This window comes from Azospirillum sp. (genome assembly GCF_035628975.1).
In the GTDB taxonomy this organism is placed as follows: Bacteria; Pseudomonadota; Alphaproteobacteria; order Azospirillales; family Azospirillaceae; genus Azospirillum.
In genome coordinates, this window is record NZ_DASPIS010000053.1 from 1 (window position 1) to 23,445 (window position 23,445).

At 67.4% G+C, this 23,445-nt stretch carries 24 protein-coding genes; 3 read left to right on the forward strand and 21 right to left on the reverse strand.

The window, feature by feature from the left end:
* Positions 1–259 precede the first annotated feature (259 nt).
* From VD964_RS11745 to ccoN, 8 genes are all read right to left on the reverse strand, one after another.
* On the reverse strand, positions 260–946 hold the full coding sequence (locus VD964_RS11745) for a Crp/Fnr family transcriptional regulator (RefSeq protein ID WP_149223987.1): 687 nt from the start codon (positions 944–946) through the stop codon (positions 260–262).
* Between the two features lie 158 nt (positions 947–1,104).
* Positions 1,105–1,305 (reverse strand): cbb3-type cytochrome oxidase assembly protein CcoS, encoded by a 201-nt coding sequence (ccoS, locus tag VD964_RS11750; RefSeq protein ID WP_310111591.1) that lies wholly within the window; start codon positions 1,303–1,305, stop codon positions 1,105–1,107.
* Entirely contained in the window at positions 1,211–3,742 is a 2,532-nt protein-coding gene (locus VD964_RS11755; RefSeq protein ID WP_324868773.1) for a heavy metal translocating P-type ATPase, read from the reverse strand. Before VD964_RS11755 ends, ccoS begins: the two co-directional genes overlap by 95 nt.
* 58 nt (positions 3,743–3,800) lie before the next feature.
* The gene (locus tag VD964_RS11760) at positions 3,801–4,331 is read right to left on the reverse strand and encodes a FixH family protein (protein ID WP_194909864.1); all 531 of its coding nucleotides are present in this window, start codon (positions 4,329–4,331) and stop codon (positions 3,801–3,803) included.
* Positions 4,332–4,562: 231 nt separating this feature from the next.
* Complete coding sequence (gene ccoP / locus VD964_RS11765; RefSeq protein WP_324868777.1) at positions 4,563–5,453, reverse strand: cytochrome-c oxidase, cbb3-type subunit III; 891 nt, start codon at positions 5,451–5,453, stop codon at positions 4,563–4,565.
* Between the two features lie 3 nt (positions 5,454–5,456).
* A complete protein-coding gene (locus tag VD964_RS11770; RefSeq protein ID WP_012972963.1) occupies positions 5,457–5,618 on the reverse strand; it encodes a cbb3-type cytochrome c oxidase subunit 3 in 162 nt (53 codons plus the stop codon).
* Positions 5,619–5,633: 15 nt separating this feature from the next.
* Positions 5,634–6,374: a cytochrome-c oxidase, cbb3-type subunit II gene (gene ccoO / locus VD964_RS11775; RefSeq protein ID WP_324868781.1), complete on the reverse strand. Its 741-nt coding sequence runs from the start codon at positions 6,372–6,374 to the stop codon at positions 5,634–5,636.
* Between the two features lie 21 nt (positions 6,375–6,395).
* Positions 6,396–7,892 (reverse strand): cytochrome-c oxidase, cbb3-type subunit I, encoded by a 1,497-nt coding sequence (ccoN, locus tag VD964_RS11780; RefSeq protein ID WP_149223981.1) that lies wholly within the window; start codon positions 7,890–7,892, stop codon positions 6,396–6,398.
* 246 nt (positions 7,893–8,138) lie between these two features.
* Here ccoN and VD964_RS11785 point away from each other — a divergent pair, with 246 nt between their 5' ends.
* Both VD964_RS11785 and VD964_RS11790 read left to right on the forward strand, forming a co-directional pair.
* Positions 8,139–8,687 (forward strand): hypothetical protein, encoded by a 549-nt coding sequence (locus VD964_RS11785; protein ID WP_324868784.1) that lies wholly within the window; start codon positions 8,139–8,141, stop codon positions 8,685–8,687.
* Between the two features lie 66 nt (positions 8,688–8,753).
* Positions 8,754–9,965, forward strand: coding sequence for a class I SAM-dependent rRNA methyltransferase (locus VD964_RS11790; RefSeq protein ID WP_324868786.1), 1,212 nt, complete (start codon positions 8,754–8,756; stop codon positions 9,963–9,965).
* A 155-nt stretch (positions 9,966–10,120) separates the two neighbouring features.
* Here VD964_RS11790 and VD964_RS11795 read toward each other — a convergent pair whose 3' ends face one another.
* The gene (locus VD964_RS11795) at positions 10,121–11,452 is read right to left on the reverse strand and encodes a class I SAM-dependent RNA methyltransferase (protein ID WP_324868788.1); all 1,332 of its coding nucleotides are present in this window, start codon (positions 11,450–11,452) and stop codon (positions 10,121–10,123) included.
* Between the two features lie 36 nt (positions 11,453–11,488).
* Entirely contained in the window at positions 11,489–11,911 is a 423-nt protein-coding gene (locus VD964_RS11800) for a thioesterase family protein (RefSeq protein ID WP_324868790.1), read from the reverse strand.
* Positions 11,912–12,090: 179 nt separating this feature from the next.
* Here VD964_RS11800 and VD964_RS11805 point away from each other — a divergent pair, with 179 nt between their 5' ends.
* Complete coding sequence (locus VD964_RS11805; RefSeq protein WP_014248877.1) at positions 12,091–12,336, forward strand: hypothetical protein; 246 nt, start codon at positions 12,091–12,093, stop codon at positions 12,334–12,336.
* Between the two features lie 3 nt (positions 12,337–12,339).
* Here VD964_RS11805 and VD964_RS11810 read toward each other — a convergent pair whose 3' ends face one another.
* From VD964_RS11810 to VD964_RS11860, 11 genes are all read right to left on the reverse strand, one after another.
* Positions 12,340–13,155 (reverse strand): ABC transporter permease, encoded by an 816-nt coding sequence (locus VD964_RS11810; RefSeq protein WP_324868795.1) that lies wholly within the window; start codon positions 13,153–13,155, stop codon positions 12,340–12,342.
* Between the two features lie 25 nt (positions 13,156–13,180).
* Positions 13,181–14,065: an ABC transporter permease gene (locus VD964_RS11815; RefSeq protein ID WP_324868797.1), complete on the reverse strand. Its 885-nt coding sequence runs from the start codon at positions 14,063–14,065 to the stop codon at positions 13,181–13,183.
* A 107-nt stretch (positions 14,066–14,172) separates the two neighbouring features.
* Positions 14,173–14,949, reverse strand: coding sequence for an Hpt domain-containing protein (locus VD964_RS11820; RefSeq protein ID WP_324868798.1), 777 nt, complete (start codon positions 14,947–14,949; stop codon positions 14,173–14,175).
* Between the two features lie 130 nt (positions 14,950–15,079).
* Positions 15,080–15,637, reverse strand: coding sequence for a hypothetical protein (locus VD964_RS11825; protein WP_324868799.1), 558 nt, complete (start codon positions 15,635–15,637; stop codon positions 15,080–15,082).
* A 188-nt stretch (positions 15,638–15,825) separates the two neighbouring features.
* Positions 15,826–17,040 carry a 5-aminolevulinate synthase gene (hemA, locus tag VD964_RS11830; protein WP_324868800.1) on the reverse strand — a complete coding sequence of 405 codons (1,215 nt, stop codon included), beginning with the start codon at positions 17,038–17,040 and terminating at the stop codon, positions 15,826–15,828.
* Positions 17,041–17,527: 487 nt separating this feature from the next.
* Positions 17,528–18,178 (reverse strand): uracil phosphoribosyltransferase, encoded by a 651-nt coding sequence (gene upp / locus VD964_RS11835; RefSeq protein WP_324868801.1) that lies wholly within the window; start codon positions 18,176–18,178, stop codon positions 17,528–17,530.
* A 96-nt stretch (positions 18,179–18,274) separates the two neighbouring features.
* Positions 18,275–19,183 carry a diguanylate cyclase gene (locus VD964_RS11840; protein ID WP_324868802.1) on the reverse strand — a complete coding sequence of 303 codons (909 nt, stop codon included), beginning with the start codon at positions 19,181–19,183 and terminating at the stop codon, positions 18,275–18,277.
* A 95-nt stretch (positions 19,184–19,278) separates the two neighbouring features.
* On the reverse strand, positions 19,279–19,923 hold the full coding sequence (locus VD964_RS11845) for a phosphoribosylanthranilate isomerase (RefSeq protein ID WP_324868803.1): 645 nt from the start codon (positions 19,921–19,923) through the stop codon (positions 19,279–19,281).
* Positions 19,920–20,633 carry an orotidine-5'-phosphate decarboxylase gene (gene pyrF, locus VD964_RS11850; RefSeq protein ID WP_324868804.1) on the reverse strand — a complete coding sequence of 238 codons (714 nt, stop codon included), beginning with the start codon at positions 20,631–20,633 and terminating at the stop codon, positions 19,920–19,922. The genes VD964_RS11845 and pyrF overlap by 4 nt, the downstream gene beginning before the upstream one ends.
* A 115-nt stretch (positions 20,634–20,748) precedes the next feature.
* The gene (locus VD964_RS11855) at positions 20,749–21,297 is read right to left on the reverse strand and encodes a biliverdin-producing heme oxygenase (RefSeq protein ID WP_324868805.1); all 549 of its coding nucleotides are present in this window, start codon (positions 21,295–21,297) and stop codon (positions 20,749–20,751) included.
* Between the two features lie 22 nt (positions 21,298–21,319).
* The gene (locus VD964_RS11860) at positions 21,320–23,194 is read right to left on the reverse strand and encodes an ABC transporter ATP-binding protein/permease (RefSeq protein WP_324868806.1); all 1,875 of its coding nucleotides are present in this window, start codon (positions 23,192–23,194) and stop codon (positions 21,320–21,322) included.
* Positions 23,195–23,445 lie beyond the last annotated feature (251 nt).

Genomic DNA, 23,445 nt, shown 5'->3' on the forward strand with positions numbered 1-23,445 from the left:
GTGGCGTCGGCCGCCATGATCCTGCTGCAGATCGCGCTGGGCATCGCCACCCTGCTGACCGTGGTGTGGATCCCCGTCGCCGCCGCCCATCAGGCAGGCGCGATCCTGGTGGTGTCGATGCTGGTGTGGCTGCAGTTCGAGTTGCGGCCGGTGCGGCGGGAGTAAGGGCATCCGGACTCCGGCAACGATCACCGCTCCGGATACAACGTAATTTGAGAAGACGCAGTGTGGTTCGGAAACTAAGGCGTGACGGCCTGCGTCACGCCCCTTCGGCCAGATCGTACATCGCGTCGATGTCCGCGATCAGGACCTTGTTGCCTTCCTGGAGCGAGATGACGCCCGCGGTCTTCAGCTGGGTGAAGGTGCGGCTGACCGTCTCGGTGGTCAGGCCCAGATAGTCGGCGATGTCGGCGCGGCTCATCGGCACGAAGACCGGATTTTCCTTGTGGCCGCGGCGGGCGGCCCGCTGGGACAGCATCAGCAGGAAGGAGCAGATCTTCTCCTTCGCCGTCTTGCGGCCCAGCAGGAGCATCTGGTCCTGAGCGGCGGCCAGTTCGTTCGACGCCATCGAGAACAGGCGCCGCTGCATCTTGGGGAATTCCTCCAGCAGCGCGTCGATCTTCTTGCGCGGGAAGCGGCAAAGCGAGGCGCTGGTGACGGTCTCCGCGGTGTAGGCATAGCTGTCGTTGACGGCCAGCCCCAGGAAGTCGCCGGTCACCAGGAAGCCGGTGATCTGGCGGCGCCCGTCCGGCAGCAGCTTGTACAGCTTCACCGTACCGGAGGTGACGTTGTAAAGCGCGTCGGCCGCGTCGCCTTCGGCGAACAGGGTGTGGCCGGCATCGATGCGCACATTCTGCAGAATGTCGGCAAGACGGCGCAGCTCCTCCGGTTCCAGCGCGGCGCAAACCGTCAGGCTGCGCACGGGACAGGCCCCGCAGGGATTCATTTCCGTCGCAGCGCTCTTTTCCCGAGCGCGAACCGTATCAAAAGGTGGCATGGACGAACCCAGCCTTTCATTCCGCATGGGCTCATATTGGTGGCAATCGCTGAGAATCGCAACCTCGCACGCATACAACCTTTTCTTTGCCCATACGGGCTTTGGCACTATTGCCTCCGGACAGCCTCCGGGGCGGCCGGTTCGGTCCCGGACCGGGGGGCCGCCGGCAGGTCGTCGTCGAACAGGACGCGGTGCGCCGCGCCGTCGAGATCGTCAAACTGGCCGGACTTCAGCGCCCACAGAAAGGCCGCCAGCCCCAGACCGCCCAGGCTGAGCGCGATCGCGATCAGATAGAGAAGCTCGTCCATCACCCGAATCCTTACCCGGCAGATCCCGCACAGTCATATCCTGGACGGGAACATCCTTGACGACGGCACCGCGGGCCAGCCGCAGCGCGTTGAGAATGACGATCAGCGACGACGACGACATGGCGAGCGCCGCCAGAAGCGGCGTCAGCATGCCGCCCATCGCGAGCGGCACGGCGCAGAGGTTATACACCAGCGCGATGCCGAAATTCTGCCGGACCAGACGGCCGGACCGGCGGGCGACCTCCACAGTCTCGACGATCGGGCGCAGCAGGCGGCCCTGGAACACCACGTCCGCCGTGGTCTGGCTGACGTCCACCGCGGTGGAGGGCGACATCGACACCGCCGCCGCGGCCAGCGCCGGGGCGTCGTTCAGCCCATCGCCCACCATCAGGACGGTGCGTCCCTCGGCGGCCAGTTCCGCCAGCACGGCGGTCTTGTCGGCAGGCGTCTGCTCGGCCCGCCAGTCGGCGATGCCCAGCCGCTCCGCCACCGCCGCAACAGCGCCACGGCGGTCGCCCGACAGCAGCCGCACCTCCAGCCCGCGGGCCTTCAGCGCCGCCACCACGGCCGCGGCGTCCGGCCGCGGAGCGTCGAGGAACAGGATTCGCCGCGGCTCCTCGCCCGGACGGGCGAGCCACAGCTCCGGACCGGCGGCGTCCTCCGCCTCCAGCGGCGCACCGGTGAAACGGCGGCTGCCGAGCCGGACCTCCCCATCGTGGGTGTCCAGCGACAGGCCGGCACCGGCGATCTCGCGCACGCCCGCGGCGACCGGCACCTGCGGCGCGGCGGCTGCGAGCGCGCGGGCCAGCGGATGCCGGCTGGCCGCGGCCATCGAGGCCGCCAGCGCCAGATCCTCCGCCGCCAGCCCGTCCAGCCGCGGCACCGGGCGTCCTTCGGTCAGGGTTCCGGTCTTGTCGAACACCACCGTGTCGATGCTGGCCAGCCGTTCCAGAGCGGTCGGGCTCTTCAACAGGGTGCCCTGGCGCATCAGGCGGCCGCTGGCGATCACCTGCACGACCGGCACCGCCAGCGCCAGCGCGCAGGGACAGGTGATGATCAGCACGGCGATGGCGTTCATCAGCGCGTCCTGCCACATCGCCGCGCCCAGCAGCATCCAGGCGGCAAAGGTGCTCAAAGCCGCCAGATGCACCACCGGGGCATAGAGGCGCGACACCCGGTCGGCGATGGCGACATATTTGGCGCGGCCCTGCTCCGCCACCTCCATCAGCCGGACGATCTCGGCCAGCAGCGTGCCCTCCCCCACCGCGGTGACGGTCAGGCGCAGTGGCGCGGTCAGGTTCAGCGTTCCGGCGAAGACCTGGTCGCCCGGCCGCGCGGTGCCCGGCACCGTCTCGCCGGTGATCAGGCCGGTGTCGAGGTCGGAGATGCCGTCGGACACCCGCCCGTCCACCGGGATGCGTTCGCCCGCCGCGACCAGGATGGTGGTTCCGCTGGTGACCTGTTCCGGCGGAACGACGGCGCTGGTGCCGTCCTCGCGCAGGATGGTGACGGCGTTGGCGCGCAGGCCCAGCAGCTGTTCCGCCGCCGAGCGCGCCCGGCCGCGGGCCCGCTGGTCGAGATAGCGGCCTACCAGCAGGAAGAACAACAGCATGACGCCGCCGTCGAAATAGGCATGGTCGCCGCTGTGGATCGTCTCGAACAGGCTCATGCCGGTGGCGAGCAGGACACCGATGGTGATCGGCACGTCCATGTTGGTGCGGCCATGGCGCAGGGCCGACAGCGCCGAGCGCGCGAAGGGACGCAGCGCATAGGCGATGGCCGGCATGCAGATCAGCGCCGAGATCCAGTGCATCAGGTCGCGGGTGGCGGTGCCCATGCCCTGGCTGTGGCCGGCCCAGACCGACACCGACAGCAGCATGACGTTGCCCATGGCGAAGCCGGCGACGGCCATGGCGCGCAGAAGCTCCTTCTCGCTCCTCGCCTGGGCGCCGCCCAGCCGGTCCGGATCGAAGGGCACGGCGCGATAGCCCAGTTGGGCGACGGTGCCGACCACCGTGTTGGCATCGGTGACCTTGGGGTCCCAGCGCACCGTCAGCCGGCGCGTGGTCATGTTCATGCGGGCGTGGCCGACGCCCAGCTGGCGGCTGAGCGCCGATTCGATCAGCCAGACGCAGGCCGCGCACTGCATGCCGTCGACCATCAGGTGCAGGCTGCGGGTGCCGTCGGAGTCCTCGCGCGCATGCGGTTCGTAATCCACCGTCGGGGCGTCGTCGGGGCGCAGCGGGCGCGCGGTGGGATCGACGCTGCGGCGCTCGTAGTAGCGCTCCAGCCCCAGGCCGCGGACGAGATCGTAGGCGGCGGCGCAGCCGGTGCAGCAGAAGGGGCCGGCCCCGTCGGTGGCCGTCGTGGCGGAGTTGGAGTTTGAAGCGGCGGCTTGCTCGCCCAGTTCCTGTCCGCAATGGAGGCAGACGCTCATCTCACATCACCCCGATGATCCCGGCCCGGCAATCGCTGCCGATCGGCCCCTTCAAAGCTCACTGCACCCAGACGCGCTTCTGGTCCTGATAGTCGCCGGTGGAGTGGGTGATGACGAAGCGCATGTCCCACTGGCCTTCCAGGTCCAGTTCCACCGGAGCGCCGTAACGGCCTTCGCCCAGATACGGCAGGGTCAGCGTCTTGTCGTGGCCGACGGTGGTCGGACGGATCATCGACACGGTAACGCCGGCATCCTTCAGGACGCGGCCTTCCTTGTCGCGGGCGGTGATGGCGACCAGGGCCTTGCGGGGCTCGGTGCTGGTGAATTCCGCCTGCACCTGCCAGCCGCGTTCGGCCTGGGCGCGGGCACCGGCGAGATCCTTGTTGTAGCTGATGCCCTTGATGAAGTGGTTCTCGGTCTGCACGCCGGTCCAGCTCGACATGGCGAAATGGACCATGATCGCGTTCACCGACAGAACGATCATGAAGAGGCCGACGAAGATCCAGGGGATGTACCAGCCCTTCTGGCGCGGCGGCTTGACACGCTTCGGAGCGGTGGGGCGGTTTCCGGTGGTCGTGCTGATGGTCATGGTCGCTGGCTGCCCTTCGACTGGTCGGCGGCTTCTGGTCGGCAAATTCCGGTGGCCGGTCAGGGCACTATGGCGACCGATTGCCGCAGGTACATTGCGCTGGATCAAATGACAGGAAGTTCACGGAACCGCCAGCCGGCAGGCCGCTTCCCATAGGAAAAGGGCGCCGGGGAGCGAACTCCCCGACGCCCTCCCGGTCGGTTCCGAACGTGTTCCCGGATCGGGATCGGCTTACTTGCCGCCGCCCAGGTTGTGGACGTAGACCGCCAGCGACTTGATCGTCGCGTCGTCCAGACGCTTGGACCAGGCCGGCATCATGCCGGCACGGCCGTTGGTCACCGTGTCCATCAGCGTGGCCTTGTCGCCGCCGTAGAGCCAGTTGGCTTGGCGAAGCGGAGGAGCGCCGATGCCGTCGAGACCGGCGGCGACCGAACCCTGACCAGCGTCGCCGTGGCAGGCGGCGCAGTTCTCGTCATAGACGGTCTTGCCCTTGGCGACCTTGCCCGCATCGGCGGTCTTGCCGTTCAGCGACAGCACATAGTCCGTGACCTGGTCGATCTGGTCGCGGTTCAGGATGCCGTCCTTGCCGAAGGCGGTCATGCCGACGTTCGGCACGCCACGGGTGTCGCCGTCATCCGAGCGGATGCCGTGCTGGATGGTCTTGTAGATGTCGGCCGAGGAGCCGCCCCACAGCCACACGTCGTCGGCCAGCGTCGGGAAGCCCTTGGCACCCTGGCCGCCGGCGCCGTGGCAGGCGGCGCAGTTCTCGTTGAAGTAGGACCGGCCGCCGGCCATGGCGAAGCCCAGCAGGTCCTTGTCCTTCTGGATTTCGTCGACCGACTTGGCGGCGATGGCGGTCAGGAACTTGGCCTGGCCGGCCTTCGCCTCCGCCATCCTGGTATCGAGTTCTTCACGCTGCGAATAGCCGAGGATGCCCTTCGTGTAGGTCTTGCCCAGCGGCCAGGCCGGGTAGAACACGTAGTACACCAGCGACCAGGCGATGCAGACGTAGAAGAGGTACAGCCACCACTTGGGCAGCGGGTTGTTCAGTTCGCGCAGTCCATCCCACTCGTGGCCGGTGGTCTCGACGCCGGACAGCTCGTCCTTGTAATTCTGTGCCATGGTCTAAAGCTCCTGACCATCATCCTTGAGCGGGATCTGGGCGGCGTCGTCGAAGGTGCGGCGGTTGCCGGGCCACATGGCGTAAACCAGGATGCCCGTCAGCAGCAGCATCAACCACACCGTCCAGAAGGACCGAAGCATCACCGTGATCGAATCCAAGTCCATGGATTCCTCCCCCGATTACTGCTGCAGCTGCTTCGGCGACTGGTACTTGGTGAAGTCCACCATGGTGCCCAGCACCTGCAGGTAGGCGACGAGAGCGTCCATTTCGGTGACGGTCTTGTTGCCGGTGAAGTTCGCGACCACGGCCTTCGGATAGCGCTTGGCCAGGGCGGCGGTGTCGCCGTCCGGGTTCTTCTGCGCTTCCAGGTCGGCCTTGGCGTTGGCGATCTGCTCGTCGGTGTAGGGAACGCCGACGATCTTCAGCGCCTTCAGGTGATCGCCGATGTCGCCGTAGCTCAGCGGACGGTCCTTCATCCAGGCATAGCCCGGCATGATGGATTCCGGCACGACAGCGCGCGGGTTCACCAGATGGGCGACCTGCCAGTCGTTGGAGTACTTGCCGCCGACGCGGGCCAGGTCCGGACCCGTGCGCTTGGAGCCCCACTGGAACGGATGGTCGTACATCGACTCCGCAGCCAGCGAGTAGTGGCCATAACGCTCGACCTCGTCACGGAACGGACGGATCTGCTGGCTGTGGCAGTTGTAGCAGCCTTCACGGTAGTAGATGTTCTGCCCGGCCAGTTCGAGCGGCGAGTAGGGACGGACCCCCTCCACCTTCTCGATGGTCGATTCGATGGTGAAGAGCGGAACGATCTGGACCAGACCGCCGATCGACACGGTGATCAGCACGAGCACGATCAGAAGAAGCGTGTTCCGCTCGATCAGATCGTGGCTGAAGCCCTTTTTTTCCTGAGCCATTTCTCGCATCCTTCCCTAGCGTCAGGCCGCGCCGACCGCCGCCTTGTGCGGGGTGGTGACATAGGGCTTCTCGATGCGGACATCGCCCTTCGCCGTGCGCCACAGGTTGTAGACCATGATGAGAGCGCCGATGACGAACAGGACGCCGCCCATCGCGCGGATCACATAGAACGGGTGCATCGCCGCCACGGTCTCCACGAAGGAGTACTGCAGGAAGCCCAGGTTGTCGTAGGCGCGCCACATCAGGCCCTGCATGATGCCCGACACCCACATGGCGGTGATGTAGAGCACGATGCCGATCGTGGCGGTCCAGAAGTGGTAGCTGACCAGACGCATGCTGTAGAGCTGCGAGCGCTTCCACAGCACCGGCACGAGATAGTAGATCGCGCCGAAGGAGACGAAGGCGACCCAGCCGAGAGCGCCGGAGTGCACGTGGCCGACGGTCCAGTCGGTGTAGTGCGACAGGGCGTTGACCGGCTTCACCGACATCAGCGGGCCTTCGAAGGTCGACATGCCGTAGAAGGCGACCGAGGTGACCAGGAAACGCAGGACCGGGTCGGTGCGCAGCTTATCCCAGGCGCCCGACAGGGTCATGATGCCGTTGATCATGCCGCCCCAGGACGGCATCCACAGCATGACCGAGAAGGTCATGCCCAGCGTCTGCGCCCAGTCCGGCAGGGAGGTGTAGTGCAGGTGGTGCGGGCCGGCCCAGATGTAGAGGAAGATCAGGGTCCAGAAGTGGACGATCGACAGGCGGTAGGAATAGACCGGCCGCTCGGCGCGCTTGGGCACGAAGTAGTACATGATGCCCAGGAAGCCGGCGGTCAGGAAGAAGCCGACCGCGTTGTGGCCGTACCACCACTGCACCATCGCGCTCTGCACGCCCGACACGAAGCTGTAGGACTTCATGCCGAACAGCGACACCGGGATGTTGACGTTGTTGCCGATGTGCAGGATGGCGACGGTCAGGATGAACGCCATGAAGAACCAGTTCGCCACGTAGATGTGCGACTCGCGCCGCGTCATCACGGTGCCGATGAACTGGACCGCATAGAGCACCCAGACGACCGTCAGGTACAGGTCGAGGATCCACTCGGGCTCGGCGTATTCCTTGCCCTGGGTGTAGCCCAGGACATAGCTCAGCGCCGCAAGCACGATGAAGACGTTGTAGTTCCAGAAAACGAACTTCGCCAGCCCTTCGCCCCCGAAGAGATGCTGACGGCAAGTCCGTTGAACCGAATAGAGCGAGGTGGCGAACAGCACATTGCCGCCGAACGCGAAAATCACGGCCGAGGTGTGGACGGGGCGCAGGCGCCCGAAGCTCGTCCACTCCAGCCCGAGATTCAGCGCCGGGAAGGCCAGCTGCAGAGCGATGAAGGTGCCGGCCAGGAAACCGACCACGCCCCAGAACACTGCAGCGATCACGAAGAGTCGGATGGCGTCCTCATGGTAACGCACGTCTTCCGACACCCGCTGGCTGCCCAGGGTGGCCCCTGAAGTCAGAGTCGCTGATGTCATACAATCTCTCCCGTTTGCCCCGGGCGGCCGTGAGGCCGCGCCGTCTGGGTTGCACCACCACTGGGTACGTACTGTTAAGGAGCGGGACAGGTTGCACTCGGGAATGCCAAGAGGGACGCCGGGCGCGCCTGTCTCCAATGGGCCCCACTATGTGTAGGGGGGGCTTGTACAACATTGATCTACGTCAACGACCCTGGCGGGCCCGCCCTGCCATCGTTCAGTGTCCTTGCAATCGGCCGGACTGAAATGGACGACAGTTTCATCGCGAAACCCCTTGGTCGACGCCAGATCGACCAAGCCTACCCGCTGGTCTGCGCAATCTCGCCGGGACTGGGGGTCGATCAATGGCGCGCATTTGCCGCAGCGGTGTTGGGCACCGCATCCAAGGGTAGTGGCGCCGGACGCTCCGGCCTGCCCGCGGATGCCGGCATCATCACCGTGCAGAATGCCCAGGGCTATATGCACGGCCTGTTTTCCTACGCGGTGGAGCCGCACCTGCGCCACGGCCGGGTGCTGAGCGTCGACAACTTCGTGGTGCTGGACCTGTTCGACGTGGCCGGCATCGCCGAGACCCTGCTGCGGGCGATGGAGGCGCTGGCCCGACGGCTCGGCTGCGCCGCCATCCACACCACCCTGCCGGAGCGCACCATCCCGCTGGATGCCCGGCGCAACCCGATCCCCGAGTGTTTCCGCACCGAAGGCCACCGGCAGGAGACGATCCGCTTCTGCAAGGATCTGGCCGTGGTCAACGACAATGCCCCCGTCGTGGCGGAGGGCCTGCGCGGGGTGGAGTAGAACCCGCCGGCCGCGCGATACAGGGATCCGTTGCGCGGCGGCAATTTGCCGTTAGGATGCGGCCCCATGAGCGACACCGGCACCAAACCCGTCAAGAAGTACCCGCCGATCCACCTGCAGGCCGGCCGCCAGCGGCGCGTCATGCAGGGGCATCCCTGGGTCTATTCCAACGAAGTCCAGATGGACACCATCGCCAAGGCGGTCCCGCCCGGCAGCCCGGTGCGGCTTCTGGACCCCGGCGGGACCCCGTTGGGCATCTACACCTTCAATCCGCACACGCTGATCGCCGCGCGGCTGCTGTCGAGCGATCCGGCGACCGTGGTGGATCACGCCTTTGTCACGGACCGCCTGCGCCGCGCGGTCGAGCTGCGCGAGCGGCTGTTCTCCCGTCCGTTCTACCGCGTGGTCCATGCCGAGGCCGACGGGCTGCCCGGCCTGATCGTCGACCGGTTCGACGACGTGGTGACGGTTCAGGCCAATTCGGTCTTCATGGACAACCGGATCGACGACATCCTGGCCGCCGTCGACGAGGTGATGGCGCCGCGTGCGATCATCCTGCGCAACGACAGCACTCAGCGGGCGCTGGAAGGGCTGACGGAGGAGACGCGGCTGGCGAAGGGCGAGATCGACGGCCCGATCCGGCTGGAAGAGAACGGCGTGACCTTCTTCGCCAATCCGCTGGACGGCCAGAAGACCGGCTGGTTCTACGACCAGCGCGACAACCGCGCCTTCATCGCCTCGCTCGCCAAGGGCGGGCGGGCCATCGACTTCTACAGCTACAATGGCGGCTTCGGCATCCAGTGCGCGGTGGCCGGCGCCACCCAGGTTGTCGCGGTCGACCGCTCCGCCCTGGCCCTGGAGAACGCCACCCGTGCCGCGGAAGCCAACGGCGTTGCCGACCGGTTCGAGGCGCGCAAGGCCGACGCTTTCCAGGAGATGGAGCGGCTGGGCGCCGCCGGCGAGACCTTCCAGGTGGTGGTGGCCGATCCGCCGGCCTTCGTGAAATCGAAGAAGGATCTGGGAGCCGGTTGCCGCGCCTACCGCAAGATGGCGCGTCTGGCTGCGAAGATCACGGCGCCCGGTGGCTTTCTGCTCTGCGGGTCGTGCAGCCACAATGTCGATCCGCCGACTTTTGCCGAACAGGTCGCCCGCGGCCTGCACGATGCCGGCCGCACCGGCCGCATCCTGCGCAGCGCCGGCGCCGGCGCCGACCACCCGGTCCACCCGCATCTGCCGGAGTCGGCCTATCTCAAGGCGATCGTGCTGCAGTTGGATTGAAGGCGTTCAGGCTTCGGATTGCCCCCTCCCCGACCCTCCCCCGCTTTGCGGGAGAGGGAGTTAAGTGCGAATACGGCGGAGTTCCCTCTCCCACGATCGGACCGGCCTTCGGCCGGCCGAGGATGGGGGAGGGTTAGGGAGGGGGCATCAGGCCCTCACCGCTCGAACAGGCCAACCACCTCGACATGGGCCGACCACAGGAACTGGTCGACCGGCCAAACCTTCACCAGACGATAGCCGCCATCCACCAGCACCCGCGCATCGCGGGCGAAGCTCGACGGATTGCAGGAAACCCCCACCACCCGTGGCACCTTGCTGCCGGCGAGCGCCGTTGCCTGGGCTGCCGCACCGGCGCGCGGCGGATCGAACACCACGGCATCGTAACGATTGAGGTCCTTGGCGCTCAGCGGGTTCTCGAACAGGTCCCGCCGTTCCACCGTCAACCGCAGCCCCTGCACCGAGCGGCCAAGCGCCACCACCGCCGGCTCGTCGCCTTCCACCGCATGAACTGCGGCTTGTTGCGCAAGCGGAATGGAAAAGGTGCCAATGCCGGCGAACAGATCGGCGATGCGGGCCGCCTCCCCCACCCCCTCACGCACCGCCGCAACCAGGGCGGCTTCGCCCTCGGCGCTGGCCTGCAGGAAGGCGCCGGGCGGCGGCTGGATCGGAACGCCGGCGAAACGGATGAAGGCCGGGCGGCGGTTCGCCACCGGTTCCGGAGCCGCGCGGTCGGTGGGTTGCCAGGCGATGCGGGCGATGCGCTCCGGCTCGAAGGCGACCAGCGCCTCGCGCACGGCACGGTCCAGGCTGCGCGGCCCGACCAGCAGCAGGTCGGCCCCGCCCTCCAGGTCGGTCAGCACCACATCGGCGTCGCCGCCATCCGGCAGGATTTCCGCCAATACACCACGCAGGGGCTCCACCAGGGCGAACAGGCGGGGCGCCAGCACGGGGCACTCCTCCAGGTCGACCAGCCGGTGGCTCTGGCGTTCATTGAAACCGAACCAGACGCGCTTGCCCCGTTTCAGCGCCGCAAAGCGGGCGCGGCGGCGCGCACCGGCCGGCGTACGCGCCAGCGGTTCCAGCGGCACCCCACCCAGCCCGACCCGTTCCAGCGCCCCGCTCACCATCCCGATGTTCCAGGCCGCGTACGTCGCATCATCCATGTGTTGGAGCGTACAGCCGCCGCAGCGGCCGAAATGGCGGCAGGGCGCCACTTGGCGGCCAGGGCCGGGTTCAAGGATTTCAACAAGTTCGGCCCGTACGCCTTCCCCCTTTCCATCGCTGCCGCCGATGCGTACGCGCACACGGTCGCCGGCCACCGTATAGGGCACGAACAGGCGCAAGCCGTCGGCGAACGCGATTCCATCGCCGCGCGCACCGACGTCGGTGATGGCGACCTCCACTTCCCGCGTTTCGGCGGGTGCATGGTTGGTCTTGCGGGCAGGCGGGCGTCCCTTGGCGAAGGGGCGCTTTGCGGGGCGCGTCATGACGGGAGGTCCGGTGAGGGAGATGTGGGCCTCCCTTTACGCCTCCAGCAGCTTGGCGCGCAACGGTTCCGGAATCGGGGTCGGGCGATGGGCCGCCTTGTCGACGATCACCGCCACCGCTTCCTGGGTGGCGATGCAGAGGTCGCCCAGGAATATGGCGCAGCCCAGCGTGATCGAACTGGTGCCCAGCCGCAGCGTCCGCGCGCCGACCCGCACGGTGTTGGGATAGAGCAGCTCCGCCTTGTATTCGATCACGCTGCGGGCCAGCACGACGGTCCAGGGAACCTCGTCGGTGAAGCCGCCGACCTGATGGATCAGGGCGACGCGCGCCTGCTCGAAATAAACCCCGATGGCGTTGTTGTTGACGTGCCCCACCGCATCGAGGTCGTTGAAGCGCACGCGCTCCTCCCACCAGAAGCGATAAAGGGCGGAGCTGGTCAGGTCGGGCGTGCCGGTCATGCTGTTCCCTTGCCGTATAGGTCAATCCGCTTCCGGACTGTGGCGTATGGTCGGGGGGTGGCGCAAGCCCGGCCTCCCGTTTACGGTCGCTATTTGCGGCGGCCCCCGCGAATTCCCGCGCCAATCGCCGATTGGGCGTGTTATTGGAGTCGAACCAACCCTCCGCAACGGACCGGACGATGAGCAAGGACACCACCAACCAGACGGCCGAGGCGCTGTTCGAAAAGGCGCTGTCGATCGCCGAAAAGCATCTGGATGAGGCGATCAAGGAAGGTGGCCCGCTCGGCCCCTACATCGCCGTCGCCATGATCGAGGCCGCGGTGAACGCCGCCGTGGACGAGACCAGCCATGAAGACGTGATCGACATGCTGCGCGACCTCGCCGCCCAGATCGAGGCGGACGCCGACGAGGCGGAAGAGGACTGAGCCTCAGACAGTTACGGACCCTGCCTGCCGGCGCGCCTCGCGCCGGCGCAGGATCTCGTAGACGACGGCCCCCAGGATGGTCAGCGCGATCAGCACCAGCGACAGCGCGTTGACCGCCGGGGTCAGGCCGGTGCGCACCTTGGTCGCGATGTAGACGGTCAGGGTGGTATCCAGCCCGCGCACGAACAGCGTGGTGTTGTAGTTCTCGAAGCTCTGCAGGAAGGCCAGCAGGGACGCCGACAGGATCGCCGGCATCAGGTACGGCAGCGTGATGCGCCGGAACACCTGCCCATGCGTGGCGCCGAGGTCGAGCGCAGCCTCCTCCAGCACCGGGTCGAACCGCTCCAGCCTTGCCGAGAACAGCAGCATGGCATAGGCGGCGATGAAGCTCGATTGCGCGACCACGGTCAGAAACAGCCCGCCGCTGACCCCGAACCACTCCCGCCAGAACACCAGGGTGGAGATGCCGACGATCACCCCCGGCGTCAGCAGCGGTGACACCATCAGCGCGTAGAGGAAAGTCTTGGCCCGGCTGTGCAGCCGGTCGAGCAGCAGCGCCGCCGCCAGCCCCAGCGGCACGGCCAGTGCGATCACCCCCGCCCCCACCATCAGGCTGGTGCCCAGCGCCGCCCACATGCGCTGGTCGTCCCACAGCGCCTGGAACCAGTTCAGCGTGAAGCCCATCCACGGCGTCACGGTGGGAAAGCGGCTGCTGTTGAAGGTCGCCGCCGCCATGATGCCGAGCGGCAGGAACAGATAGCCGAAGAACAGCACCAGATAGGCGCCGGTCAGCAGGCGGCGGAGGCGGGCGGCGGTCATGGTTGCGGACTCATGTCGCGACGGCTCATTTCGCAATATCGGCCAGCCCGACGCGGAACAGCCGCATCGCGCCCAGGATGAAGCCGATGCACAGCACCAGCAGGATGAAGGCGTAGGCCGCCCCCTGGTTCCAGTTTCCGCCCTCGAAGAACCAGTTGTAGATGATCTCGGTGAACCAGCGGCTGTTCGGCCCGCCCAGCAGGGCCGGCACGGCATAGCTGCCGGCCGCCAGCATGAAGGTCATGATGCAGCCGACGGCGATGCCGGGCTTGGCGTGGGGCAGCACGATGCGACGGTGGATGCGCAGCCAGCCGGCGCCAAGGTCCCGCGCCGCCTCGATCTGGTTGCGGTCCAGCGATTCGATGGCGTTGTAGAGCGGGAAGACCATGAACAGGATGTAGACATACACCATGCCGACGATCACCCCACCATCGCCGCCCAGGAAGCGCCGCGGCTCGTCGATGATGCCGAGATTCAGCAGGATCGCGTTCAGCGGCCCGTTGAAGGCCAGGATGATGTACCAGGAGAAGGTGCGCAGCAGCTCGTTGATCCAGAAGGGAACGACCAGCATCAGGATCAGCAGCGGCAGCCGCCGCTTCGGCGCCACCTGGGCCAGATAGAAGGCGACCGGATAGCAGACGGCCAGCGTGGTCGCCGTGACCAGGGCGCTGGCCCAGATCGTCTTCAGGAAGATCGCCAGATGGATCTGGTTGGTCCACAGCGTCAGGTAGTTCCTGACCGTGAACACGTCCTCCGGCCCGCCGAGCTTTGAAGGCGGCAGCGACGGCCGGAAGGAGAAGCCGATCATCATCAACTGCGGCAGCACCACCAGCAGCGCCAGCCACAGCGCCACCGCCAGCAGGATCACCCCGGTCAGGACCGGGCCGTACCGGCGAAGAACCTCCGTCATTCGGGCGCTGCTCCAGCCTGTTGGACCGGTCCGACGCCTAACATGGGGATTCCCGCCGGCGCAAGCGCGGCTATATGACGATGACGTTCAGACGAGGGGCAGCCTGATCAACCCAGATTGTGCTTGGCCACCACCGCGGCGAAGTCGTCGCCGAAATGCTCGCCGACGCGGATGACGGAGACGCCGTGCGGGATCTCCTTCAGCGACGGGTGGTCCAGGTTCAGCGAGGTCAGCAGCGCCATCGGCACATGATGGGTTACACTCATCGCGCGCAGGCCGCGGATCAGGTCGAGGCCGGACAGGCCGTCCATCACCATCGACGCGATGACCATGTCCGGGGGTACGCGGACGGCGAGGCTGATCGACTCGATCGGGTCGGTCACCGTCATGGTGCGGAAGCCGCAGGCCGCCAGCTCCGTCCCCAGCTTCTTGGCGACGACCTTGGAGGGGGTGACCAGCATGATCTCGACGTTGCGGACCTCGACGTCGGTGACCTGGAACTCGTAGCGCACCGGAAGCGCGCGGATGATCCGGTTGGTCTCGGCCAGCAGCGGCTGTTCGGCGCGGTCGACCAGTTCGGAGATGCGGTCGATGAAGGTCTGGGCGTCGATCAGCTGCTTCTCGTCCAGCCGCTTCAGGCCGCTGAGGTAATCCTCCAGACGGTGGGCGACGAGGCTGACGGTGGGATAGCCGAAGCTGGTGCCCATGCCCTTGAAGTTGTGGGCCTCCAGCCGCAGGACGCCGATGGTCTCGGCATCGGTGCGCTGACCCTTCACGCGGTCCGCCAGCGTCGCGTTCATCAGCTCCAGCCGATCGCGCGCGTCGTCCACGAACTCCATGCGCAAGCGGTCTTCGAGGTCGTCGGTCGACAGGTACGAGGCCATGGAGCGGATTCCGGCGCGGGGAGAGAGGTACCCCGAACGTACACCAAAACCGTGCGCCGAAACAGACGCGGCGCGCCCCTATGTGCAAGGGCGCGCCGCGCGTAACGAAATTACCGGGTCGTGCAAGATGTCAGAGCCGCGCCAGCAGCCCCTGGAACCAAGCCAGCCGGTCTTCGGCCTGGGCGATGTCCAGATCGAGCCAGGAGGCGAAGTGGCTGTCGCTGCCGACGTCGCTGCCGACATCCGCCCGCTTCAGGTCGCCCAGCCGGGCCAGTTCGGTCTCGCAGAGCGCCACGAGGTTGTCGATCTGGTCGCGCTGCGACTCGACGTCCAGCAGGTGCAGGAAGCGCAGCTTCAGCGCGATGACCAGCTTGTTCAGCCCATCGGCCGACGGTGCGCGGACATTGGCGCGCATCAGCGTCTCGAACTCCGCCCGGCCGGTCTCGGTCGGCCCCAGCAGGGCGTTGTCTTCCATGCCGCTGCCGTCCAGCGCCTCGATCAGCCCCTCGTAGCGCAGCATCTCAAGCGAGGTGCCCATCAGATCCAGCGACGGACCCATGATGCGGTCGAGAAAATGACGAACGGAGCCGGCCAGATCGGCGTAGCGCAACGGCCCGCCCTGGATCAGGGTGCCCAGGACGACGAGGCGCACGGCCTCCTTCGGCATCAGTGAGTTGTCACGGTACATGGCGAACCCCCTGGGCGATGCCCCGGAAAGACGAAAGGACGGAATGGACGGCACGGTCACGGCCGGCCCGCAGCAAAGAAACTGCGAACCGGTCGCAACACTATCCCCAAGTTAGGGATGGCCGACCCATATGTCCAGAGGACAAAACGTCCTTGCCGCCAAAGGGGTCTTTGACAGGGGCCTCCGCCTCAGGCGGCGAGCCGCAGATCCAGCCGGCTCCACACGTCCAGCAGCGCGTCCACCAGCATGCCCATCTGCGCATCGGTGTGCAGCGGGGTCGGGGTGAAGCGCAGCCGCTCCGTCCCGCGCGGGACGGTGGGGTAGTTGATCGGCTGGACGTAGATCCCGTGCCGCTCAAGCAGTTCGTCCGAGGCGCGCTTGCAGCGGTGGGCGTCGCCGACCATCAGCGGAACGATATGGCTGACCGACGGCATCACCGGCAGGCCGGCATCGGCGAACATCCGCTTCAGGGTGGCCGCACGTTCCTGATGCTTCGTCCGCTCGGTCTGGCTGTTCTTCAGGTGGCGGATGGAGGCCAGCGCCCCCGCCGCCAGGACCGGAGACAGCGAGGTGGAGAAGATGAAGCCCGCGGCGAAGCTGCGGACGCAGTCGATCAGCGCGCTGGAGCCGGTGATGTAGCCGCCCTGCACGCCGAAGGCCTTGCCCAGCGTGCCCTCGACGATGGTCAGCCGGTCCATGGCCCCGTCGCGCTCGGCCACGCCGGCGCCGCGGGCGCCGTACATGCCGACGGCGTGCACCTCGTCCAGATAGGTCATGGCGCCGTGCTTGTCGGCGACGTCGCACAGGTCATGGATGGGGGCGATGTCGCCGTCCATCGAATAGACGCTTTCGAACGCCACCACCTTCGGACGGCCGGGAGCGATGCCGGACAGCAGTTCGTCCAGGTGCTTGGGGTCGTTGTGGCGGAAGATGTGCTTCTCGGCGCCCGAGTTGCGGATGCCGGTGATCATCGAGTTGTGGTTCAGCGCGTCCGACAGGATCACGCAATTGGGCAGGATCTTGCCCAGCGTGGTCAGCGTCGCGTCGTTCGACACATAGCCCGAGGTGAAGAGCAGCGCCGCTTCCTTGTGGTGCAGGTCGGCCAGTTCGCGTTCCAGCAGCACATGGTAGATGTTGGTGCCGGAGATATTGCGCGTGCCGCCGGCACCGGCGCCGACCTGGTCCAGCGCGTCATGCATCGCCTTCAGCACGCTCGGGTGCTGGCCCATGCCGAGATAGTCGTTGGAGCACCAGACCGTGACCGGACGCTCGCGCCCGTTGGAATCGCGGAAGGTCGCCGTCGGGAAGTTGCCCGCATGGCGTTCCAGGTTGGCGAACACCCGGTAGCGGCCGTCCTGCTTCAGGGTCGCAATCTGGTTGCGGAAGAAAGTTTCGTAATCCATCGCGCGTTTCCGTTCGCGTTCGTCCACACGGTCGGCTGCACCGCTCAGGGCATAAGGGCTAGGCCATTCGTCCGGCGCATCGAGAGAATGGCATGATCCTTACCGATACGCCACCCGGCATTGATCGAAATCAAGCCGCCGTCGCATGGGACCTTCGCACAAGTGGGATGGTCCCATGCCCTGTGGATAGCGCATGGCCGCTTCCCGCCATCAGGCCGGCAATCGGCCATGACTTGGGACCGACACGGCAAATATGGGCTGTACTTCCACAATGACCATGCGTTCAGTCCGGGAATACGTGCGCATGCCTGTCTTGACCCGGCGGTCACTGGAAAGAGTCGGAGAATCGTCCATACCGGTAGGAGGCCATGGCCCCCGCCGCACCAGGGTGCCGGACGCGAGAAACCGGCGCAAAAAGCCCCCATCGCGCGCATCCGCCGGACCTGCCCCAAGGCAGCCGGCCCGGCGGAATCGAACGGGAGTATCCTTACTTGGTGCCGAACATGCGGTCGCCGGCATCGCCGAGCCCGGGGACGATGTAGGCGTTCTCGTCCAGATGGCTGTCGAGAGCGGCGGTGAAGACCTTCACGTCCGGGTGCGACTCGTGGAAGCGGCGCACGCCTTCGGGCGCTGCGACCAGCGCCATGAACCGGATGTTGTGGTCGTCCACGCCATGGCGGTTCAGCACGTCGCAGGCATGGGCGGCGGAGTTGCCGGTCGCCAGCATCGGATCGACGACGATGAACAGCCGCCCTTCGGCCGGGGGCAGCTTCACCAGATATTCGTGCGGCTGCTTGGTGTCATGATCGCGATAGAGGCCGATATGCCCCTCGCGCGCCGACGGCACCAGTTCCAGCAGGCCGGCCGACATGCCGAGCCCGGCGCGCAGCACCGGCACGACGGCCAGCTTCTTGCCCAGGATCACCGGCGCGTCCATCGGCTGCAGCGGCGTCTCGATCCGCTCGGTGGTCAGCGGGATGTCGCGCGTCAGTTCATAGCCCATCAGCAGCGAGATCTCGCGCAGCAGGGTGCGGAACCCGCCGGTCGACCGTTCCTTGTTCCGCATATGGGTCAGCTTGTGCTGGATCAGCGGATGGTCGAGGATGAACAGGTTGGGGAATTCGGGCAGGGTGCGCATGGAATCCGGATCGCGGCTGACGGTAAGGTTATCGCGATCCTAGCGCGTCCGGGGGGCCGGGGCCAAGGGGGCTGACCGGAAAGCTGCTGCTTGCCCCTAGCCCCGCCCCGCCTTCACCGGAACGGCCTTCTGTTCCGGCCGGTCGATGCCATAGCGGATCACGCGGTTGCGGCCGGAATTCTTGGCCTGATAGAGCGCACGGTCGGCGCAGACCACCAGATCGTCGACGGTCAGGTCGGACACTGCCTCCACCAACCCGAAGGATGCGGTGACGGGGATCACCCGGCCGTCGGGCAGCACCACCGGCGAGCGCATCAGATCGACGCGCAGCCGCTCGATCACCGCATAGCCCTCGTCCAGCCCGGTTTCCTTCAGGCAGACCAGGAACTCCTCGCCACCCATGCGGAAGGCTTCGTCGAAGCTGCGGACGCCGCGGCTGATGACGGCGGCGGTTGCGGCCAGCACCCGGTCGCCGATGTCGTGGCCGTAGCTGTCGTTGATGCCCTTGAACTTGTCGATGTCGCACAGCGCGACGCAGAAGGGCTGGCCGGTGCGGCGATATCGATTGTGCTCGCGCTCCAGCGCCTCGCTCATGCCGCGGCGGGTGCGCAGGCCGGTCAGCGGGTCCAGGCCGGACGCGGCGGCGGCGAAGGCGCGCTCCATCCGGCGCAGATGCAGCATGAACTCCTCGAAACGGCCGATCACCCCTTCATATTCGGCCTCGGTCGGCAGTTCGCCGCCAGACGCCTTCAGCAGGATCAGCCGGGCCTGGCGATGCATCTGCTCGTGCAGGTTGGCCAGCTTCTGCACGGCCGGCTGCTGCAGCAGGTCGTCGCGGCTGGCGGCCTGACACCAGGCCTGGAAGGAGGCCGGGGCCGACGACCGCTCCCCGCCGCGGCCCTCACGGTAGAAAACGGCGCGCTGCCACTGGCCGATCCAGCGCAGATGCTCGTCGAGCACGGCGCCGAGCGCCTCGGTTGTGGACGGAGTGGTCGAATCGCTCATGGGCGCATCCTACCCGACGGCGCAGGGTCCCGCCATGCGATCAAGATAAGCCGAAGCATTCGTCTAAAACAGATCGCTTTCGGGTCAAATCGCCCCTAAAGCCCGGCGACCGTCGACAGGAAGGCGCGGACCAGCGCCGGATCCTTGTGGCCGGGTCGGTCCTCCACCCCCGACGACACGTCGACCTCGGTGGCGCCGGTGACGCGCACCGCCTCCGCCACATTCTCCGCCGTCAGGCCGCCCGACAGCATCCAGGGGCGCGGCCAGCTGCGGCCGGCCAGGATCGTCCAGTCGAAGGCGATGCCGTTGCCGCCGGGCAGCGCCGACACCTTGGCCGGAGGCTTGGCGTCGAACAGCAGCCGGTCGGCCACCTCCGCCGCCTCCAGCGCCGCGGTCAGGTCTTCCGGCCCGCCGACCCGGATCGCCTTCATCACCGGCAGGGCATAGCGACCCTTGATCTCGGTGATGCGGCGCGGCGTCTCGGCGCCATGCAGCTGGATCAGGTCGAGCGGCACCTGCCCGGTCACATGCTCCAGGAACTCGTCGTCGGGATCGACGAACAGCCCGACGGAGCGCACGCCGGTCGGCAGCAGCCGGGCCAGTTCCGCCGCCATCGGCGGGGCGATGGCGCGCGGGCTGCGCGGATAGAAGACGAAGCCGACATAACGCGCCCCGCCGGCGACGGCGGCGCGCAGGCTCTCGGGCTCGGTCAGGCCACAGATCTTGGCGGCGACGGTCATGCGGTCCCCTCAATTTCGGCGACGATACGGCGGGCGGCGGCGGCCGGGTCGGGGTCGGCGGTGATCGGGCGGCCGATGACCAGATGGTCGGCACCGGCGGCCAGCGCCTCCGCCGGGGTCATGATGCGCTTCTGGTCGTTGGTGGCGGCCCAGGCCGGACGGATGCCGGGCACCATCAGGATGAAATCGGGTCCGCAGGCGGCGCGGACCAGAGCCACCTCGGCCGGGGAGCAGACGACGCCGTCCACCCCGGACGCCTTGGCGAGCTTGGCCAGTCGGACAACCTGCTCGGCCACCGGCACCGACTGCCCGACAGCGCCGAGATCGCCCTCGTCCAGGCTGGTCAGCACGGTGACGGCCAGGATCTTGGGCCGGTCGGCCCCGGCGCTCGCCGCCGTCTCCGCCGCCGCGCGCATCATCGCCGGCCCGCCGGCACTGTGGATGGTCATGAAGGCAGGCTTCAGCGGCAGCGCCGCGCGCACGCCGCCCGCCACCGTGTTGGGAATGTCGTGCAGCTTCAGGTCGAGGAACAGCGGCGGTCCATCTTCTCCCACCACGGCGCGGACGCCGGCCGGCCCCCGGGCGATGAAGAACTCCAGCCCGAGCTTGATGCCGCCGACGGCCCCGGCCACCTGCCCGGCGATGCGGCGGGCGGCGTCGATCTCGGTGGTGTCGACGGAGCAATAGATGCGCGAGGCTGGCGCGGTCATGGGCAGGCGGTCTCCAGAAACCCGAATGCGGATGGTCCGGCACCCTAGCAAGGGATGGGGCCATGCGCCAGAGCGGGGGATGGCATCGGTCCCCGGCTCCCCGCCTGGACCCTGCTCAGGCGTGTTCCGCCGTCCACCGCTCCATTGCCGCGAACAGGCCGGCGGCGGTGGCGCAGGCGACGGCCAGCGCCGGGGGATCGGCGAGTTCCTCTTCCAGGCGAATCATCAGCGCCTTCCAGGCGCCGACCATGTCGAGCCCATCGGACGCCAGGAAGCGCGCTCCGCGCCCAGCGTCGAAGCCAAGCGCGCGGGTGATCCCCGGCAGCATCGCCCGCCCGCCATGGGCCGAACCGTCCAGGACGTAACGCGCCGCCAGCCGGGCCGGTGGACTGTCGAGCGGCGGCAGGCCGGCCATCTCCGGCAGCGCGTCCGGTTCGGTGCCGAGAACCCGCAGATCCTCGCGCAGCAGCGCCATTCGCGCCGAACCCGCCTCTCCCAGCGCCCGTTCGACCGGCGCGTTGAAGCCGTAGAGCACCGCCAGCGCGCGGGCATATTGGCCGGCCGTGATGTCCGGCCGGACCAGCGGCTGCAGCACCGCCGCCTTGTCCAGCCGGTCGTGGCTTTCCCGCGTCGCGGCGCGCAGCGCCTGCCTTGCCGGTCCCATGTTTCCTCGTTCCCCGTTCCGGTCAGGTTGGCGCCAGCACGCCGGGCAGCGGCGTCGGACCCTGGCTGGATTCCTGCTGCCGCGCCCACAGGGCCGCATAGGCGCCGCGGGCGGCCAGCAGGTCGGCGTGGCGGCCGCGCTCGATCACCCTGCCGGCCTCCAGCACCAGGATCTCGTCGGCGTCGATCACGGTGGACAGCCGGTGGGCGATCACCAGCGTGGTGCGGCCGCGGCTGACCTCGCGCAGGTTGGCCTGGATTTCCCGCTCGGTGTGGGTGTCCAGCGCACTCGTCGCCTCATCGAACAGCAGGATCGCCGGGTCCTTCAGGATGGTGCGGGCGATGGCGACGCGCTGCTTCTCGCCGCCGGACAGCTTCAGCCCGCGTTCGCCCACCGTGGTCTGGTAACCGTCGGGCAGCGCCATGATGAAGTCGTGGATATGGGCCAGCCTTGCCGCCCGCTCCACCTCCGCCGGGCTGGCGCCAGGATTGCCGTAGGCGATGTTGTAGAAGACGGTGTCGTTGAACAGCACGGTATCCTGCGGAACGATGCCGATGGACGCCCGCAGCGAGGCCTGGGTGACGTTGCGGATGTCCTGCCCGTCGATCATCACCCGGCCGCCATTGACGTCGTAGAAGCGGAACAGCAGCCGGCTGATGGTGGACTTGCCCGCCCCGGACGGACCGACGATGGCGACCGTCTTGCCGGCCGGCACGCTGAAGCTGACATCCTTCAGGATCGCCCGGCGCGGGTCATAGCCGAACTCCACCCCCTCGAAGCGCAGCTCCGCCCCGTCGACCTCCAGCGGCTTCGCGCCGGGACCGTCGGCCACCTCGCGGTCGACCGCCAGCAGGGTCACCATCGATTCGATGTCGATCAGCGACTGCTTGATCTCGCGATAGACGACGCCGAAGAAGTTCAGGGGCTGGTAGAGCTGCAGCAGATAGGTGTTCACCAGAACGAAGTCGCCCAGCGACATGCTGCCGTCGACGATGCCCTTGGCGGCCATGCCCATAACCATCGCCAGCCCCAGCGAGATGATCGCGGACTGCCCGACATTCAGCAGCGACAGGCTCTGCTGGCTGCGCACCGCCGCCGCCTCATAGCTCTGCAGGGCGCCGTCGTAGCGGCGGGCCTCATGCTCCTCGTTGCCGAAATACTTGACCGTCTCGTAGTTCAGCAGGCTGTCGATCGCCTTGGTGTTGGCCTTGTTGTCGGTGTCGTTCATCATGCGGCGGAACTTGATCCGCCATTCCGACACGAAGAAAGTGTAGAAGATGTAGCCCATCACCGTGACAAAGGTGGCCAGCGCGAACCAGATGCTGAACAGCTTCCACAGGATGGCGCAGACCAGGGCGATCTCCACCAGCGTCGGCACGATGGAGAACAGGGTGTAGCGCAGCAGCGATTCGATCGCCCGCGTTCCGCGCTCCAGCGAGCGGGTCAGGCCGCCGGTCTGGCGTTCCAGGTGGAAGCGCAGCGACAGCGCGTGCAGGTGCCGGAACACCGACAGCGCCACATTGCGGATGGTGCGCTGCGCCACCGTGGCGAAGACGGCGTCGCGCAGCTCGGCGAAGATCAGTGAGGTCACGCGGGCAAGGCCGTATGCGACAATCAGTCCCAGGGGGATGGCGACGGCCGCTCCCGCCCCCGCCCCGCCGGCCGGCGTCAGGGCGTCCACCGCATGCTTGTAGAAGATCGGCACATAGACGTTGGCGACCTTCGCCCCCACCAGCAGGAGCATCGCCAGCACCACCCGCACCCGCGTTTCCAAGGAATCCCGCGGCCAGATGTAGGGGGCCAGCGAGCGGATCGCCGCGCGCAGATCGCCGGAAGGACGGGAGAAGGCGCTGGAATCGGAGCTGGCCGGGGGGCTTGGCGGAAGACTGCGGCGCATCGGTCTGTTCAGGTCTCGGGGACTGTTCGGGACATCGTGGCGGGGATGGCGCCGTTCCGAAGAGCCGTCGCAAAGGATTGGGGTCAGGCGACCTAACCTAGGGATCCGTGCAGCGTCGTCAAAGGGGCATGTCACCTCTTTGGCACGTTTTTGGCGCGGCCCTGGGCAGCCTGCGGTGCATTTCCTGTCGCCATGGCAACGGACTGGAAACCATCTTCCTCTACCCTGCCGGGCGTATCGCGTTCGATCCG